At 68.7% G+C, this 16,433-nt stretch carries 13 protein-coding genes; 4 read left to right on the top strand and 9 right to left on the bottom strand.

Annotation, left to right across the window (positions count from 1 at the left end):
• Positions 1-38: 38 nt before the first annotated feature.
• The 3 genes from AC6I6X_RS12550 to AC6I6X_RS12540 form a co-directional block, all read right to left on the bottom strand.
• Positions 39-1,046, bottom strand: coding sequence for an MBL fold metallo-hydrolase (locus AC6I6X_RS12550; protein WP_497930862.1), 1,008 nt, complete (start codon positions 1,044-1,046; stop codon positions 39-41).
• Positions 1,047-1,249: 203 nt separating this feature from the next.
• Positions 1,250-2,746, bottom strand: a complete 1,497-nt coding sequence (gatB, locus tag AC6I6X_RS12545) for an Asp-tRNA(Asn)/Glu-tRNA(Gln) amidotransferase subunit GatB (RefSeq protein ID WP_497930861.1) — start codon at positions 2,744-2,746, stop codon at positions 1,250-1,252.
• A gap of 206 nt (positions 2,747-2,952) precedes the next feature.
• Positions 2,953-3,432, bottom strand: a complete 480-nt coding sequence (locus AC6I6X_RS12540) for a cupin domain-containing protein (protein ID WP_497930860.1) — start codon at positions 3,430-3,432, stop codon at positions 2,953-2,955.
• Positions 3,433-3,788: 356 nt separating this feature from the next.
• On the opposite strand from AC6I6X_RS12540, the gene AC6I6X_RS12535 reads away from it, so the two are divergent.
• A complete protein-coding gene (locus AC6I6X_RS12535; protein WP_497930859.1) occupies positions 3,789-5,114 on the top strand; it encodes a dicarboxylate/amino acid:cation symporter in 1,326 nt (441 codons plus the stop codon).
• Between the two features lie 105 nt (positions 5,115-5,219).
• Here AC6I6X_RS12535 and AC6I6X_RS12530 read toward each other — a convergent pair whose 3' ends face one another.
• From AC6I6X_RS12530 to AC6I6X_RS12520, 3 genes are all read right to left on the bottom strand, one after another.
• Positions 5,220-6,152, bottom strand: coding sequence for an alpha/beta fold hydrolase (locus AC6I6X_RS12530; RefSeq protein WP_497930858.1), 933 nt, complete (start codon positions 6,150-6,152; stop codon positions 5,220-5,222).
• Between the two features lie 154 nt (positions 6,153-6,306).
• On the bottom strand, positions 6,307-7,395 hold the full coding sequence (gene meaB, locus AC6I6X_RS12525) for a methylmalonyl Co-A mutase-associated GTPase MeaB (protein ID WP_497930857.1): 1,089 nt from the start codon (positions 7,393-7,395) through the stop codon (positions 6,307-6,309).
• The gene (locus AC6I6X_RS12520) at positions 7,392-7,808 is read right to left on the bottom strand and encodes a cobalamin B12-binding domain-containing protein (RefSeq protein ID WP_497930856.1); all 417 of its coding nucleotides are present in this window, start codon (positions 7,806-7,808) and stop codon (positions 7,392-7,394) included. The genes meaB and AC6I6X_RS12520 overlap by 4 nt, the downstream gene beginning before the upstream one ends.
• 242 nt (positions 7,809-8,050) lie before the next feature.
• Between AC6I6X_RS12520 and AC6I6X_RS12515 the strand changes: the two genes are divergently transcribed.
• Entirely contained in the window at positions 8,051-8,725 is a 675-nt protein-coding gene (locus AC6I6X_RS12515) for an HD domain-containing protein (protein WP_497930855.1), read from the top strand.
• A 208-nt stretch (positions 8,726-8,933) separates the two neighbouring features.
• Here the strand turns inward: AC6I6X_RS12515 and AC6I6X_RS12510 are convergent, their stop codons facing one another.
• Positions 8,934-9,614 carry a LysE family translocator gene (locus tag AC6I6X_RS12510; RefSeq protein ID WP_497930854.1) on the bottom strand — a complete coding sequence of 227 codons (681 nt, stop codon included), beginning with the start codon at positions 9,612-9,614 and terminating at the stop codon, positions 8,934-8,936.
• 224 nt (positions 9,615-9,838) lie between these two features.
• On the opposite strand from AC6I6X_RS12510, the gene AC6I6X_RS12505 reads away from it, so the two are divergent.
• A complete protein-coding gene (locus AC6I6X_RS12505; RefSeq protein ID WP_497930853.1) occupies positions 9,839-10,522 on the top strand; it encodes a TlpA family protein disulfide reductase in 684 nt (227 codons plus the stop codon).
• Positions 10,523-10,607: 85 nt separating this feature from the next.
• Here AC6I6X_RS12505 and AC6I6X_RS12500 read toward each other — a convergent pair whose 3' ends face one another.
• Entirely contained in the window at positions 10,608-11,240 is a 633-nt protein-coding gene (locus AC6I6X_RS12500) for a class I SAM-dependent methyltransferase (RefSeq protein ID WP_497930852.1), read from the bottom strand.
• A 189-nt stretch (positions 11,241-11,429) separates the two neighbouring features.
• On the opposite strand from AC6I6X_RS12500, the gene AC6I6X_RS12495 reads away from it, so the two are divergent.
• The gene (locus AC6I6X_RS12495; protein ID WP_497930851.1) at positions 11,430-12,053 is read left to right on the top strand and encodes a TlpA family protein disulfide reductase; all 624 of its coding nucleotides are present in this window, start codon (positions 11,430-11,432) and stop codon (positions 12,051-12,053) included.
• A 15-nt stretch (positions 12,054-12,068) separates the two neighbouring features.
• On the opposite strand, the gene AC6I6X_RS12490 is transcribed toward AC6I6X_RS12495, so the two are convergent.
• Positions 12,069-16,316: a sister chromatid cohesion protein PDS5 gene (locus AC6I6X_RS12490; protein ID WP_497930850.1), complete on the bottom strand. Its 4,248-nt coding sequence runs from the start codon at positions 16,314-16,316 to the stop codon at positions 12,069-12,071.
• Between the last annotated feature and the right edge of the window lie 117 nt (positions 16,317-16,433).

Here is a 16,433-nt window from a genome sequence, read left to right as displayed (position 1 = left end):
AACACGCGTCACGTACAAACAAGAAACACGTCGGTGATTTATTCGGCCGACAGGTCGACAGCCGCGAGATCGACGTCCGGATCTTCGAGCCGATACCGGCCGTTCTCGACCGTCACGACCCCGTCGTGGCGAAGTTGATCGAGATGAGCGTACGCCTCACCGGGCCCGTGAACGACGTGAATCCCCTCGAGGTCGCCGAACAGTCGCTGGCTGACCGCCCAGGGATCGACCGGTCCGTGTTCGCGAAGCACCTCGAGAACCGCCGCGGTTCGGTCCCGGTGGTGATCGAGGATGTCGCGGGCGCGGGCCGCCGGTTCCGCGATCGGGTCGCGGTGGCCGGGCCAGACCCGGTCGTAGTCCCGATCGGCGATCCGTCGGAGCGATTCGCGGTACGTCGCCAGCGGCCGGTCGACCCGGAGGTCGGCCCCGCCGACGTTCGGCGTGTACACCGGGAGGACGGCGTCACCGACGAACGCCTCGGTTTCGCCCCCCGTTCGGTGCGTCTCCGACGCACCGCTCGTCTCGAAACAGCAGTGTCCGGCCGCGTGTCCGGGCGTGTGAACGGTCTCGAGGGTCCACCCACCGACCTCGAGTATCGTCCCGTCCTCGATCGGCGTCGCCTCGGGCGGCGTCCCCTCGATCCCGCTCGCCGCATCCAGGAACGCGAACAGATCCGCCTGTGCGTCGGCCGGGACGCCCCACTCGTCGAGCATCGTCTCGCGGCGCTCGTCGGCCGCGGCGACCGCCTCGGGGTCCCGTTCGACGAGCGGCAGGTCGGCTTCGTGAACGTAGACGGTCGCGCCGCTCTCGGCCTGGATCTCCCCGGCGAGTCCCGCGTGGTCGACGTGATAGTGGGTCAGTACGACGTCGTCGACGTCGGCGAACTCGTAGCCCCGCTCGGCCAGCCCCGCGCGGAGGTCCGATCGGACGTCGTCGGTCGCGATCCCCGTATCGACGAGCGCGAGTTCGTCGCGGGCGTCGTCGGCGAGTACGTACGCGTTGTTTCGCCCCTCGAATTCGTCGTTGCCCAGCGAAATGCGGTCCATGTCCACCACACACATTCTGTCCAATATTAATTGATGGGATGCTGATGGAAAACTCTGTTAGATCAGACTGTGATGGGGCGAACAGAGTTAGAAATAGTCGATCGGTCGGACGCGATCCGGTATCACGGATGTCTGCACTCGTTCGGTGGAATTTGTGCGCGTCGAGAGTGTGGGTACCCCACGAACCGGCGCGCGCGAGTGACTCAGCTCTCGAGTTCGGCCCGCAATAACTGGTTGACGTCGCCCGGATCGGCGCTCCCGCCGGTCTTTTGCATCACCTGCCCGACGAGGAAGTTGATCGCGCCGTCGTCGCCCGACTCGTAGTCGTCGACGGCACCCGGGTTCTCGTCGATCGCCTCGACGACGGCCTGCTGGACCTCGTCCGCGCCGGTCTTGCCCAGCCCCTCCTCCTCGACGATCGCGTCGGGCGCGGTTCCGTCGTCGAGCATCGCTCGGAGGACGGTCTCGCGGGCGTTTTTCGCCGTGATCTCGTCGTCGGCGACGAGTTCGACGAGTCGGGAGATTTCGTCGAGTCGATCGTCGATGTCCGTAATTTCCATGTCGCGGTAGTTGAGTTCCCCCAGCAGGTTGTCCGCGACCCAGGTCGCCGCGAGGTCCGGATCGAACTCGCCCGCGACGTCCTCGTAGAAGTCCGCGACCTGCTTCGTGGAGGTGAGCTTCGAGGCGGCCTCCTCGCTCAGGCCGTACTCGTCCTGGAACCGCTCGCGGCGAGCCGAGGGGAGTTCCGGGATCGCGATCTCGTCCTTCCAGCCCGAGACGCGAAGCGGCGGCAGGTCCGCCTCCTCGAAGTAGCGGTAGTCCTTCTCCTCCTCTTTCGATCGCATCGAGACCGTGATCCCGCGGGACTCGTCCCAGTGGCGGGTCTCCTGTTCGACCGCGCGCCCGCGCTGGATCGCGTTCTTCTGGCGGGTCTCCTCGTAGGCGAGGGCCTTCTGTGCGCCCTTGTGGCTCGAGATGTTCTTGACCTCGGTGCGGTTGGCCGCCGCGAGCGCGTCCGCGCCGATCTCGTCGGTGTCGTCCCCGTCGATCTCGTCCGCGGGGACGATCGAGAGGTTGGCGTCGATCCGGAGGCTCCCGTCGCGTTCGGCGTCGAAGACGCCCAGGTACTCCAGCACGTCCTCGAGTTCGGCGAGGAACGCCCGCACCTCGTCGGGACTGCGAAAGTCCGGTGCCGTGACGATCTCCATCAGCGGCGTGCCCGCGCGGTTGTAGTCGACGAGGGTGTACTCCGCCGAGTCGATACCGCCACCGCCGCCGACGTGCTGGAGGCTCCCCGGGTCCTCCTCCAGGTGAGCGCGCTCGATCGCGATGGTGCGGCGCTGGCCCTCGACGGACACCTCGAGTTCGCCGTCGGCGCAGATCGGCTCGTCGTACTGGGTGATCTGGAAGTTCTTCGGCAGGTCGGGGTAGTAGTAGTTCTTGCGGTGGAAACGCGTCTCCTCCGGGATGTCGGCGTCGATCGCCTTCCCGATCTTGACGGCGGCCTCGACGGCGGCCTCGTTGAGCACCGGGAGCGCGCCCGGCAGGCCGAGACAGACCGGGCAGACGTTCTCGTTCGGCTCGTCGGTCTCGTCGGTCGAGCACCCGCAGAAGATCTTCGTGTCGGTCTCCAGCTGAACGTGGACCTCGAGGCCGATGACGGTCACGAGGTCGCCCTGCTGGACGGTCTGGGCAGTCATTGAGCCTCGATTCGGGCCGGCGGGGGTAAAACGTAACGGGACGGCTCCGCCGTCGGTTCGGACTCACGATCGCGCGTCCCGGCCGCTGTACTTGCCCGTTCGTCGATTCACGCCGAGTCCGAGCGCCGATCGGGTGATGCCGAGCGCGCGGTGTCCGGAAATCGAGCGTCCGACCCGGATCCGTCCGACTCTCACGCGATACGCTCTCACTCGGCCGCAGTGTGGTCCGGTTCGATCTCCACGTCGGTCGTTCCGAACGGTTCGAGGGGGTCCTCGAACGTCGCGGTCAGTTCGTTCTCCGGGAAGAACCCGATGATACGGGCGGTTTCGTCGCCGCCGTTGTAGATCCCGTGCGGGGCCATCTCCGGAACCACGGCGCACTGTCCGTCCTCGAGATCGATCGTCTCGTCGCCGATCGTCGCCTCGACCCGACCCGCGGTCACGACGAGCAGTTCCTCGTTGCTATCCCGGTGGGTGGGGAGGTAGTCCCCGGGTTCGATCTCGATACAGACGATCATCAGATCCTCGGCACCGGCGTCGAAGCCGTTCGGCGCGCCGGGCGTCAGCGGGAAGTACCCGCGAAGCCGGGCGTGATCGTCGTGTTCCTGGTAGCAATCCGTGCCCTCGAACTGGTACAGATCGACGGCGCGAGCGGTCTCTGCCCTGTCTTTCGATGTCGTAGCCATGCTGTCTCACATCCCGCCTGATTGCGGGCCGTCCTGCGAGGGCGTAAAAATACCTGCTCGATCGGGGCGGCCTGAATCGACTGCTAGAACGCTCGCTCGGAGCATAACGGTTTTTCACGGCGGCCGGAGACACCGACCGATCGACAGGACCGGACCCCGTCGGAATCGCGGCCAGGCGCGACGGGACCACGATCGGGGTTTCGCGTCGGCTTCGCGCCGCGCCCGCGGGACTGCGGTACGATCGCATTACTCCCCCGGCCGATCGCGTTACTGACTCGATTACGCAGTTCCCGTTGGTATAACTGTCTCGTGGTTTTTTGATTCTCGAAATCGGACGAAAACGCGAGGTGTGATACATGGTACCTGGTGCCGCAAAATCGGCCTGGCGACGCTACCGTGCGATCCCGATCGTCTACCGAATCGGTACGGCGTTCGTGCTGGGATCGATCGTCGGCCTGCTCGTCGGCGACGCCGCGACGGCACTCCAGCCACTGGGCGATATCTTCGTTCGGTTGCTGAGCATGATCGTTATCCCCATCGTCATCTTCACGCTGTTGATGGGGATCCGGCGGATCACGCCCTCGGCACTCGGGAAAATCGGTGGGCAGGTCATCGCGATGTACGCCGTCATGTCGGCGATCGCGGTGGTCATCGGACTCGCAGTGTCCAATCTGGTCAACCCGGGGTCGGGGCTGACGCTGGCCGAGGACGTCGAGTTCGAACCGGCCGATACCCCCGACTTCGCCGAGGTGTTGATCGGCATCGTCCCGGAGAACCCGATCGGCGCGATGGCCGAGGGCGACGTCCTCGCGACGATTTTCTTCGTCATCGTCTTCGGCATCGCGCTCCTCATGCTCGAGGAGAGCACCGAGGACGAGGCCGTTCGACGCGGCGTCGAGTCGATCTTCGACATCGTCGAGGCCGGCACCGAGGCGCTGTTCAAGATCGTCTGGGGCGTCATGGAGTACGGCGTCATCGGCGTCTTCGCGCTCATGGCCGCCGTCTTCGGCGAGGCCGGCGTCGACGCGATCGTCCCCTTCGCGCTGTTGATCGGGACCCTGCTGGCCGCGATCCTGATCCACATCGGGGTCGTCTACCTCGGTGGGCTGATTCTCGTGCTGACGAGGCAGTCCCCCGTCTCCTTCCTGACGGGGTCGAAGGATGCGATCGTGACCGCGCTCTCGATCCGCTCCTCGAGCGGCACGCTGCCGGTGACGATGGCCAACGCCGACGACAACCTGCGGATCGACGAGAGCGTCTACGGGTTCTCGCTTCCGCTGGGCGCGACGATCAACATGGACGGGACGGCGATGTACCAGGGGGTCGTCGCCATCTTCGCCGCCAACCTCGTCGGCGTCCAGTTGAGTATCGTCGAACAGGTGACGGTCGTCCTCATTGCGGTCCTCGCGAGCATCGGTGCCGGGGGCGTCCCGGGAACGGGGCTGATCATGCTGACGCTGGTGTTGACCCAGCTCGGCCTCCCGCTCGAGGTGGTCGGCTTCGTCGCCGGCGTCGACCCGATCCTCGATCGGCTGCGGACGATGACCAACGTGACGGGCGACCTCGCCGTCACCACGGTCGTCGCCCACTGGAACGACGCGATCGACTTCGGCGGTGGCTCGTGGGTGGACCCGACCCGCGGCCTCGAGATCGGCAGCGGAACCGCCTCCAGCAGCGACTGAACCCGATCGCCTTCGGGCGGCGACTGATCCGGTAGCGGTTCCGGGCGGCAAGCGCCGCTCGATCACGGGCCGCCGACGGGCACAAAAGAGGATGACCGGTCGCACTTAGCGTTTCGCACGCGGGAGTTCCGCGGTGAGGTACTCGACGAACTTCTCCGGGTGTTCGGCGTGTGGCAACAGCGTCGAGTAATCGATGACGACGAGATCCAGGTCGGCCGCGTCGGCGAGGTTTCGCCCCTGCCGGAGCGGAACGAGTTCCGCGTCGCGGCCCCAGACCAGCGTCGTCGGCGTCTCGAGGGCCGCCAGTTCCGTCTGGAGGTCGAAGTCCGGATCGAGCGTCCCCGACGCGAACGAGGCCGGCGCGTACCGGGCTCCCGGCTGGTGGGCGCTCCGCCACGCGTACTCGACCTCGTCCTCGTCGATCCGATCGGCGTCGTAGTAGCCGTCCCGATCGTAGAAGTACCGGACCGAGGGTTTGCTCGCGAGCAGATTGAACAGCGTCGTCCCGACGATCGGCGTCCGGAGGAGGGTGCGCACCCACGGTCGCTCGGCGGTCGTCTCGTCGGTCGGACAGATCAGGACGAGGTGTTCGAAGTCGGCCTCGTCGGCCGCGTCGACGACGAACGACCCGGTCAGCGAGGAGGCGAGGACGATCGGTTCGTCGGTCACGTCGCGGGCGAAGTCACGGAGGAACTCGGCGTAGAGCGTGGGAGAGTAGACCAGCGGCGGCCGTTCCGACTGGCCGAAGCCCGGGAGGTCGACCGCGACGACGTGGTAGGTCTCCGCGAGCCGTTCGAGAATCGGCGCGAACTCGTGACTGCTCGCGCCGGCGTGGATGCTGTGACACAGCAACATGTCCGGATCGTTCGGATCCCCCGCGACGGTGTAGGAGGCCTCGATCCCGCGCCACCGGTACGTGCGTTCGACGCCCGGCAGCGGGTTCTCGAACTCGCTCGCTCGACGCTTGAGGAGGCGATTCCCGAGGACGGCACCGCCGACGATCCCGGCAGCTGCACCGAGGACTGTACGGGCGTTCATACCAGTCGTGTAGACCGCCGATCGTCTTATACTGTCGGCCGGACGTCAGTGCGCGGGAGCGACGCGGTCGGTTCGAGCGACGCCGCGGTCGCCGGTCGCCGCGTCGTCGGGCCGCGATCGCGATCGGGTGTCGGAACGTCTCGTCCGGGACCCACTATCGGGACCCGTTCACGTCGAGGTCGTCGAGACACGCCTCGACGGGTTCGAGAAGGTCGTTCGCGATCGTGTAGGGGTCCGTATCGCCCGTCCGGACGGCCTCCGCGAGGTCGTCGATCCCGCCGGCCGCCTCGATCCGGGTCTCCAGCACCGCGTGGACGTCCTCGCGCAGGAGCGTCCGGATCTCCTCGGCGTAGCGCCCGCGGGTCATCTCGGCGCGGGTGCCGGAGTCGACCAGGTACTGCTGGTGGGCCGCGAGTTCGTCGATGAACGCCTCGACGCCCTCCCCCTTCGTCGCGACGGTCTCGACGATCGGTGGAGTCCACTCTTCGATCTCGTCTCCATCGTCGCCGTCTTCGTCGCCATCGTCACCCCAGTCGGCACCGCCCGCGCCCATCGCGTCGGCACCGTGGTGGCCGCCGTCGCCCATCCCCGGTCCTTCGCCGAGGTGGATCATGTCCCGGAGTTCCTGGACGGTTCGGTCGGCGCCGGGTCGATCGGCCTTGTTGACGACGAAGACGTCGGCGATCTCGAGGATGCCGGCTTTCAGCGTCTGGATGTCGTCGCCCGATCCCGGCGGGACGAGCACGGCGACGGTGTCGGCGGTCCGGACGATGTCGATCTCGTTCTGGCCGGCGCCGACGGTTTCGATGATGATCTTGTCCTTGCCGAAGGCGTCCATCGCCTTCACGGCGTCCGCCGTCGCGGTCGAGAGTCCGCCCAGCGTGCCGCGGGCGCTCATCGATCGGACGAAGACGTCCATGTCGCCGACCGTCGAGGCCATCCGGATGCGATCGCCGAGCACCGCGCCGCCGGTGAACGGCGAGGAGGGGTCGATCGCGATGACGCCGACAGTTTCGCCCCGATCGCGGTAGGTTTCGGCCAGTTTGTCGACGAGCGTCGACTTGCCCGCGCCGGGGCTGCCCGTGATCCCGATCACGTCGGCCGCGCCCGTGTGTGCGTACAGTTCGGAGACGAGGTCACGGTACCCCGGCGATCGGTTCTCGATCTTCGAGATAACGCGGGCCAGCGCGCGGTGTTCACCCGCGAGCAGGTCCTCGAGCAACGATTCGTGGCTGGCGTTCATCGCTCGGGTGCGTTCTCGCGGACGAACTCGATCGTCTCCTCGATCGACGTGCCCGGGCCGAAGATTTCGGCGACACCCAGCGCTTTGAGTTCGTCGCGGTCCTCCTCGGGGATCACGCCGCCGGCGAGGACGAGGGTGTCCTCCTTCGCGCCGTACGCTTCGAGGCCGTCCATGATCTTCGGAACGAGCGTGTCGTGAGCCCCCGAGAGAATGGAGATGCCGAGGACGTCGACGTCCTCCTGGACGGCCGCCTGGACGATCTCCTCGGGTGCCTTGTGAAGGCCGGAGTAGATGACCTCGAACCCGGCGTCACGGAACGCGCGGGCGATGACGTGGGCGCCCCGATCGTGACCGTCGAGGCCGACTTTGGCGACGAGACACCGGATCGACTCCTGCTCCTGTTCGCTGCTCATACACCTCCCTTCCCGTGCCGTCTGTTTGACTTTAACGGATATTGCCTAGACTTGCGTCGAGATCGGTGCGGGTCGCGACGTGGACGATCAGCCCGCCGATCGGGAAAACCGGACAGTTCAGGCGTACGGAACGACGATCCGTGACACTGTCACCGGGTCGCATTCCGAACCAAAGGCCTAAGAGCGAAACTAGCTTACAATCTGCCAATGACTATCGTTCGTCTACTGCGGAGGGATCTCTCGTGGGCGTCGAAATAAAAGAAACCAGGGTACCAGACGCCGAATTCGAGGAAATGAAAGGATTCGTCTTCGAGTATCTCGCGGCTAGCGTCGAGAAGGAAGACGAGGGCGGCCGCATGCGCTGGTATCCGTGGCACTCCGCGGAGTACCGGCACAACCACATCCTCAACGTGGTCGATCTCGCAGAAGAGATCGCCCGCAAGGAGGGCGCGGACGTCGACGTTACGCGGGTCGCCGCGCTCTTTCACGACGTCGCCAAACTCGAGACGGACCAGGAACTCCACGCCGAGGCCGGCGCTCGCGTCGCCCGGGAGTACCTCGAATCCCGCGCTGAGTACCCCGAATCGTTCATCAAGCAGGTGTGTCGCGCGATCGAACACCACTCCTACCAGGGCGACCTGAACGACCTCTCACTCGAGACGCAGTCGCTCATCGAGGCCGACCTGCTCGACAAGGTCGGCGCGAACGGGACGGCCCTGATGCTGTTGCGCATGGGGTACGAGGCCCGCACCCACATGGACACCGACGAGATGGTCGATCGGGTCCTCGAACGCGGCTACGACGCCGCCTCGCGCGTCCAGAGCGACACGGCCGAGAGCATCGCTCACCAGCGACTCAAGCGCGTGAAGTGGTTCCAGGAGTGGCTCGAGGACGAAATCGCGGCGATGGGGGACTGACGCGCCCGTCCGCGGTTTCCGGTCGTTCGTTCCGAGAGTGACGACGTCACGGACTTGCATCCGGTCGCGTCCGACGATCGATCCTCGTTCGGGACGGAGACGGCGTCGTCGACTGATCGAGGCCCTTATACGGTTTACTGTAAGTCGTTTCCGGCGCAACCGCCGCCCGGATCGCGGTTGCGCCGGTACATCGGTACAGCAATCCGTATTAGAAGATCCCGAGAGTGCCGACGGCGAGAAAGAGCAGGCCGAACCCGGCCAGCACGACGGCGCTCAGGGCGGCGACGATCGGTGCGAAGGCGTCGACCCGCCGCCCCGCGGCGACCAGCGCGGCGGGGTAGGCGACGATCCAGAGCGTGATACCGCCGAAGAATCCCAGCAGCAGGGCCGGCGACCCCGTCTGGACGACGAGCGTTCCCTCGAGGACCGCTCCCGCGCCCGGCACGTGCGAGAAGACGTCGAGGCTGCCCGACTGGAGCAACCCGACGCCGACGGTGAGCCAGAACCCGATCTGGTAGGGGTTCGTCAGCGCGAGCACGAACGTCTTGCGAAAGCCTTTCGACTCGTTGCGGCCGCCGTCAGTGAACGAGGCCGCCGATCGGGCTTCCTCGATCGCGCCGACGGCGAAGTAACACATCAGGAGTCCGCCGGCGACGTAGAGGATCGGCCGGATCGCCGGGGACTGGTCGATGATCGCGACGATGCCGGCGAGCGCGAGTACGAAGAAGACGACGTCGGCGACCATCGCGCCGAGGCCGGCCCAGAAGCCGGCCGTCCACCCGCGGACGACGCTCTCCTCGGCGATGATGGCGTTCATCGGTCCCGGCGGCGCCGCGAGGGCGACGCCGAAGACGATGCCGGCGAGTGCCGTGACGATCGCGCTGGTCACTGGTGGTCGCTATCGTGTGCGCAGTCGGGAGCAAAAAGCCCTCTGACTTCGCCGGCGGGACCACGGACGGTCGAACCGTCGCTCGTTCGATCGCCGGATCGCCGGATCTATTTCGGACGCCGCCGTACGGCGGGTATGGCCGACTATCGAATCGTCGGTGGCGCGACGGGTGACCGCGAGGGCGTCCCGACCGGAGCGCGGCGACGGGCCGGGGCGAGGCGACGATGAATCGGCGCGCCCTCCTCGCGACCGCCGCTGGTGTCGGAACGATCGGTGCGAGCGGCTGTCTCGAAAGTGTATCGGGCGGGAACGAGGACAACGAGAGCGACGATGGCGAGGACGGCGAGGACGACGGGCCGCCGTACGAGATCGAACTGATCGACGCCCCCGGAAGCGAGGCGGGGACGGTCACCGTCCCGCAGTCCGATCAGGTCGTCCTCGTCAACTTCACGCGGCAGTTCTGCCCGACGAGCATCGCCTACCTCTCGAACGTCGGCGAGGCGTACGATCGCCTCGCCGCCGAGTTCGACGTCGGACCCGACAGCGACGTGTTCGTGTTCTCGGTCATCGACTGGACCCAGGGTGCGACGCCGTCGAACGACGAACTGGCCGACTGGTGGGTCGAGAACGACGGCTACTGGCCGATCGGGATCGATCGATCGGGCGCCTTCTTCGACGAGTACCACAACACCGATAATTTCCCGGGAACGGCCGCGATCGACGGCGACGGCGAGGTCCACTGGAGCGACCTCGGCGGGACGACGCCCTCGAACATCGTCTCGGGCGTCAGGGCCACCGTCGAGGCCGAGTCCGGCGTCGAGGCGGAACCGACGAACGAGACCGACGGGAACGAGACGGCCTCGGAGTCCAACGGGACCGACGGAGACGACGACTCGAACCCGGACTAACCGACCGGCGCCCTGCGTCCCGAACCCTGCGCCCTGCGTCCTGCGTCTTGCGCTCCGCGGCGATCGACCGTATTGGGTCCTCTTTTCACTCGTCCTCGTTCGACCATTCGGCGAGCATCGGGTACGACTGCGCCCCGCCGGTGGAGTTTCGTGCGACCAGTGTCGCGACCGCCGCGCGTCCGTCCGACAGCGGCCGCAGTCGCTCCCCGTAGGAGAGCACGGTCAGGTCCAGGCACGCGCGGAGGAGGTCGTTCGATCGGTACCGGTGGCGATCGCTCGACGGGCCCACGTCGATGGGATCGGTCGTGCGCAGGTGGTGCTCGTAGACGAGGACGCCGCCCGGCGCGAGCGCCTCTTTCAGGTCCGGGAGCACGTCCAGTCCCGCGAAGAAGCTCACCGTCACGAGGTCGTACCGCTCCGATCCGAACTCGAAATCGGCGACGTCCGTCCGGTGCCAGTCGATCGACGCGTCGACGTCGCGGGCCGCGGCCCGCTCCCGTGCCTGCGAGAGGGCCTCGTCGGAGACGTCGATCGCGTCGACCGCGTAGCCGTGCTCGGCGAGGAAGACGGCGTTGCGTCCGGTCCCGGTCGCGACGTCGAGGGCTCGTCCCTCGGGGAGCGTCTCGATCCGGCGCTCGAGCGCCGGGATCGGATCGTCGGGGAGGTCGAAGTCGACGTCCCTGTACTTCTCGTTCCATCGCTCGCGGTCGTCTGTCACGTTCGAACGCATGGTTGGCGGGCGCTTGAGCGTTCTCCTGCCGATCGACGATCGAACCAGTGAACCCTTTGGTCGGGGAATCGTACGCCCGCGTATGAGCAGTCACACGGATCGTCGCGTCGTGGGCGGGTGCGCGTCTCGCCGGTCCGGAACGCGGCGGGGGCGACCGCCAGTCGAGGTGAGAGGCCGGTGAGGCGCCGGGACCTCGTGGCCGGGATCGGGAGCCTCGGCGTGCTCGGCGGTGGCGTCGCGCTCCTGCGGAACGGGATGCCCACGGTCGGCGGCGAGAGCGGACCCGCGCCTGCGGACGACGACGAGTCGGACGGGCCCGTCGAGGTCGAGACGATCGACGCCCGCGGGAGCGAGGGCGGGACGGTCGCGGTGCCGGCCGATCGGGTCACGGTCGTCAGCTTCTTCGTCACGGGCTGTGGCCAGTGTCAGGCGCACATGCCACACCTCGCCGAAGCCCGTCAGGAACTCAGAGAGGACTACGGCTCCGACGTCCGGTTCCTGTCGGTCACCTACCAGTCGCTCGGCAAGATGCCGCCCGACGAACTCCGGGACTGGTGGACGGCCCACGACGGCAACTGGGCGGTCGGCTACGACCCGGACTCGACGCTCGCGGCGTCGTACGGCGTCGTCGGCTACCCCGTCACGGTCGTGATCGACGCGGACGGCGAGAACCGGTGGCAGGAGAAGGGGATCGTGGATCCCGAGACGATCGTCGAGGCCGCCGAACCCGTGCTGGACGCGCGACGGGCGGGATCGGCCGGGAACGAGACGGCCGACGACGAGTCGACGTCGACCGCCTGAAGGGGGTCGCGGTTCCTACCTGCCGTTCCCGAACCGGGTGAACAGCCCGGAAATCGGATCCATCCGGTCTTTCCACGAGGTCGTCGCGTCGCCGACGGCGGCGATCCCGCCCTCGTCGACGGTACAGAGTCGGTCGCTCGCGACGGCGATCGCGGTCAGACCGATGCCGGTCGGGTCGTGGTGCCACCGCTCGGTGCCGTCGTCGGTCGCGATCGCGTGGATGCGGCCCTCGTCGGTGCCCAGACAGACGTGGTCGTCGATGACGACGGGGGCCGTCGCCGCGGCACCGACGGCGACGCGCCAGCGTTCGGTGCCCGCCGCCGCATCGACGGCGTAGAGGCTGTGGTCGGCACTCGCGACGAAGACGGTGCCGTCGGCGACGGTCGGCGCGGCCCTGAGTCGGCCGCCGGTTTCGAACCGGAACCGTTCCTCGCCGTTCGCCGCGGCCAGTGCCACGAGTCGTCCGCCGCTACCGACGTAGACCGTGTCGTCGGCGACGACTGGCGCGGTACTGACGCCGTCCTCGAGGTCCCGCTCCCAGCGGCGATCGCCAGCGTCGGTCTCGACGGCGATCACTCGACCGCCGCAGCCGGCGAAGAGCGTGCTGTCGGCGACCGCGATCCCGGTGGCCGGCCCGTCGAGATCGGCCGTCCAGTCGGGCTGGCCGGTTTCGGCGTCGATCGCGTGGAGCGCGTCGCTGGCGGCGTAGACCGTGCCGTCGGCCACGATCGGCGACGTCCGGACGGGGTCGTCGGTCTGGTAGCGCCACGCGCGCTCGCCGGTCTCGGCGTCGAGGGCGTAGACCGCGCCGTCGTCGGCCCCGACGTAGACGCGCTCGTCGACCACTGCGGGAGTGGTCCGGACCGGACTCTCCGTCTCGAACGCCCAGCGCTCGCTCCCGTCCTCGAGGGCCAGCGCGGCGGTGGTCCCGTCCGTTCGGGTGAGGAAGATCGTCTCACCCACGAGTGCTGGCGGCGCCTCGATCGCCGCGTCGATCGTGACGCGCCACTGTTCGCTCGGCCGCTCCTCGAGGGCCTCGCCCGATCGGACGTGACTGGTCCCGGCCGGGCCGCCGCGGGCCATCCGCCAGTCGGGGTCGACCGTCTCGGACGGTGCTTCGAGGGGTCGGCGCGACTCGAGGCGATCCACGGTCTCGGCCGCGGCGGACGAGACGGTCGGAACCGGATCGTCGGTCAGCGCCCGGACCTCGGGACGCACCGACAGGGCGTCGATCGCTCCGAGCGTCCGGATCGCTCGCGTCCGCACGCGGGCGTTGGGGTCGGTCAGGCGCGATCGGAGTTCCGCCGACAGGGTCGACCCGGCCTCGAGTTCGTCCGCACCGGCCAGTTCGGCGAGTGCGGCGGCGGCGTTCGCCCGAACGGCGCAGTCCGAATCCGCGAGGGCGTCGACGAGTGCCGGAGTCGCGTCGTCGAACCCGGTCGGATCGTCGGCGGCCATCGCCGCGAGCACGCGCGCGGCCGTCGTCCGGACGACCGCGCTGTCGACGACGAGTCCGTCCGCGATCTTCGAGACGCCGGTCGGCCGGAGCGTGTCGGACTCGTCGGCCAGCACCGAGAGGCCGAGGACGGCGAGGCCGCCCGTCCACGGATCGTCGTCGATGCGGCGACCGAGCCCCGATAGCTGCTTGTCGATCGCGTCGGTGTGGGACGGCGTTTCGCCGCCCGCGACGAGCGACGCGGCGTCGAGCAGTCGATCGTCGACCCGATTGAGCGCGTCGCCGAGCGCCGAGCCGTCGTCGTGACCGGTCGTCGAGAGCGTCCCGAGTGCGAGCGTCGCGTAGCCCCGGACGCCCTCGTCGTCGGCGTCGAGCAACGCCACGAGGTCGTCCGTTCGCGACGCCACGTCGTCGGGCTCCGCCGCCGCGAGTCGCGCGACTTCGGCGGCGATCGCCCTCGAGTTCCCCGAGTCGATGCCGTCCAGCAGGAGTTCGGTGACCGGTCGCCGATCGGTCTCCGCGACGACGCTCGCGAGCGCTCGCATCAGTTCCCGGCGCGTGTCGTCCGGCGCGTCGGCGAGTCGCTCGAGCAACGGTTTCGCTGCGGACGCGACGAGCGTCGGGTCCATCAGGGCGAGGTCCGCGACGGCTGCGGCGACCGCGGTAGCGCGCTCGTTTCGCTCGTCCACGACGTCGAGGACTGCGGCCATCGGCGTCGGATCGAGGTCGAGGTCGGCCGAGAGGTACGTTTCGAGCGTCTCGAGCGCCGCGGCCCGGACCGCCGGCGTCGAGTCGACGAGCAGGTCCCCGAGCGCGCCGACGCCGGCCTCGACCTCCCCCGGCGTCGTCAGTCCGAGCACCGACAGGGCCTCGCAGGCGGCGATGCGGACCGTCTCGTCGGCCGCGTGCGTCTCCTCGACTGCGAGCGTGAACGCCGGTCGCCGGCCGCGCCCCGAGACCGGGGCGATCGCGGCGAGGGTCTCGCGGGTCGTCTCCCTGACGCTCCGGTCGGGATCGTCGAGTGCGCCGAACAGCGTCGCCAGCACGTCGCGGACGTCGTCCGGATAGGTCGCGGCGATCGTCGCCAGCGCGATCGCGGCATTGTTCCGGACGCTCGCGTCCTCGTCCGCGAGGCGGTCGGCCAGCGGTCCGACGGCCGAACGGGCGGCGCGGGGCTTCTCGGCGGCGACGCCCGCGAGGTCCCGCGTTGCCGCCCGGCGAACCGCCGGCGACTCGTCGTCGACCCGCCGGCGGAGCGACCTGATAGCGGGATGGGCCCGCGACGTTCGTACCTGGGCGACTTCGGCGAGCGCGCGGGCGGCGTACCCTCGGACCCACTCGTCGTCCTCTTCGAGCCGATCGACGAGGGTCGGCACGTCCGGCCGATCGTCCGGGCCGTCGAGCGCGATGGCTCCCAGGGCCGTCGCCGCGTGGTGGCGAACCGGTTCGTGTGGATCGTCGAGGCGATCGGCCAGTTCCGGGACGACCGGGCGGACACACCCCGGCGTCTCCTCGGCGACGGCCGCGATGGCGCGGGCGGCCTCGTGTCGGACCGTCTCGTCCGCGTCGTCGAGCACACCCGCGAGGTCGCCGACGACCGACTCGGATGCGTCCGGATGGTCGTCCGCGACGGCCGCGATCGCCGTCACGGCGTGGGTCCGGACCGCGGGACTCTCGTCCGCGTCGTCCGTCCCGTCCACCGCCGCCGATTCGTCGGGGTCGAGCAGGCGCGCGAGCGGTTCGACGGCGTCCATGACTGCGGCAGGGGCTGCCGCCGCGACCGACGCGAGCGTCGCCGCGGCGTCCGTCCGAACCGCAGGGAGCGAGTCGTCGAGCCGATCGACGAGCGAGTCGACCGCCGGAACGACGTCCTCGGGCGCGGTTTCGGCGACGTCCCGCAGCGCCCCGACGGTCTCGCGGCGAACCTCGCGATCGTCGGCCAGGCTCGCCGCGAGCGCATCGACGACCCCGCGGAGGGCGTCCGGCCGTTCGTCGGCGATCGCGGCGAGCGCCGACCCCGCGTCGACCCGGACCTCGTACCGATCGTCCGCGAGTCGTGCCGCGATGGGATCGGCCGCCGTCGCGACCGCCGCCGGCGTCTCGACGGCGACGGCCTCGAGCGCGTGCATCGAGTTCACCCGGATCGCGGGTTCGTCCGTGAGTCGATCGACGAGTTGGCTGGTGGCGTCGAGCACGTCGTCCGGGCGGGCCTCGCCGACGGCCGCGAGGACGGCGGTCGCGTTCTCGCGGACGGCGACCGTCTCGTCGTCGGTCGCGGCGGCGACCTCGTCGACGACCGGGGCGACCGCATCCGGATCGGCCGCGGCGATCGCGGCGAGAGCGTCCGTCGTGCGGACCCGGACCGCGTCCTCGTCGGCGGTCACGTAAGCCGCGAGCGCCGCCGTGGAGTCGGTGACCGAACGCGGATGGTCGTCGGCGATCGACGCGAGTGCGTCGGCCGCGTCGGCCCGGACGGCGCTCGAACCCTCGAGCCGTTCCGTCAGGGCGTCGACGGCGTCCCGCACCTCGCGGGGGTAGGACGCCGCGACGGTCGACAGCGCGGCCGCCGCGTGGGACCTGATCGCCGGGTCGTCGTCGAGCCGATCGGTCAGCGTCCCGACCGCGGAACAGACGTCCGCGGGTCGATCCGTCGCTTCCGTCGCGAGCGTCCGGGCCGCGTACTCCCTGACTTCGGGGTCGTCGGCCGAGAGAAACGATTCGAGCCGATCGATGCCGACGGTCACTTCGATTTCGCCGTCCCGTTCGCCCCGTGGCGGGCCGCCGGATGTATCATCTGGTGTATTCATTGGAGCCACCCGTCCAACCCTGGTTCGCGTGGGTAACTCACCCGAACCTGGTAGTTAGCTGAGAATACATATACGTCCAGTTAATTCTACCTCCGATCGTCTGTTTGTGAAGAGGTT

The sequence above is a fragment of the Halosolutus sp. YCN4 genome (genome assembly GCF_059736495.1).
This window is presented reverse-complemented; position numbering and strand designations above follow the sequence as displayed.

What these genes read in the sequence shown, in the direction of transcription:
- AC6I6X_RS12550 (WP_497930862.1), bottom strand. Translation starts at nt 1,046, where the DNA reads ATGGACCGCATTTCGCTGGGCAACGACGAATTCGAGGGGCGAAACAAC.
- gatB (WP_497930861.1), bottom strand. Translation starts at nt 2,746, where the DNA reads ATGACTGCCCAGACCGTCCAGCAGGGCGACCTCGTGACCGTCATCGGC.
- AC6I6X_RS12540 (WP_497930860.1), bottom strand. Translation starts at nt 3,432, where the DNA reads ATGGCTACGACATCGAAAGACAGGGCAGAGACCGCTCGCGCCGTCGAT.
- AC6I6X_RS12535 (WP_497930859.1), top strand. Translation starts at nt 3,789, where the DNA reads ATGGTACCTGGTGCCGCAAAATCGGCCTGGCGACGCTACCGTGCGATC.
- AC6I6X_RS12530 (WP_497930858.1), bottom strand. Translation starts at nt 6,152, where the DNA reads ATGAACGCCCGTACAGTCCTCGGTGCAGCTGCCGGGATCGTCGGCGGT.
- meaB (WP_497930857.1), bottom strand. Translation starts at nt 7,395, where the DNA reads ATGAACGCCAGCCACGAATCGTTGCTCGAGGACCTGCTCGCGGGTGAA.
- AC6I6X_RS12520 (WP_497930856.1), bottom strand. Translation starts at nt 7,808, where the DNA reads ATGAGCAGCGAACAGGAGCAGGAGTCGATCCGGTGTCTCGTCGCCAAA.
- AC6I6X_RS12505 (WP_497930853.1), top strand. Translation starts at nt 9,839, where the DNA reads ATGAATCGGCGCGCCCTCCTCGCGACCGCCGCTGGTGTCGGAACGATC.
- AC6I6X_RS12490 (WP_497930850.1), bottom strand. Translation starts at nt 16,316, where the DNA reads ATGAATACACCAGATGATACATCCGGCGGCCCGCCACGGGGCGAACGG.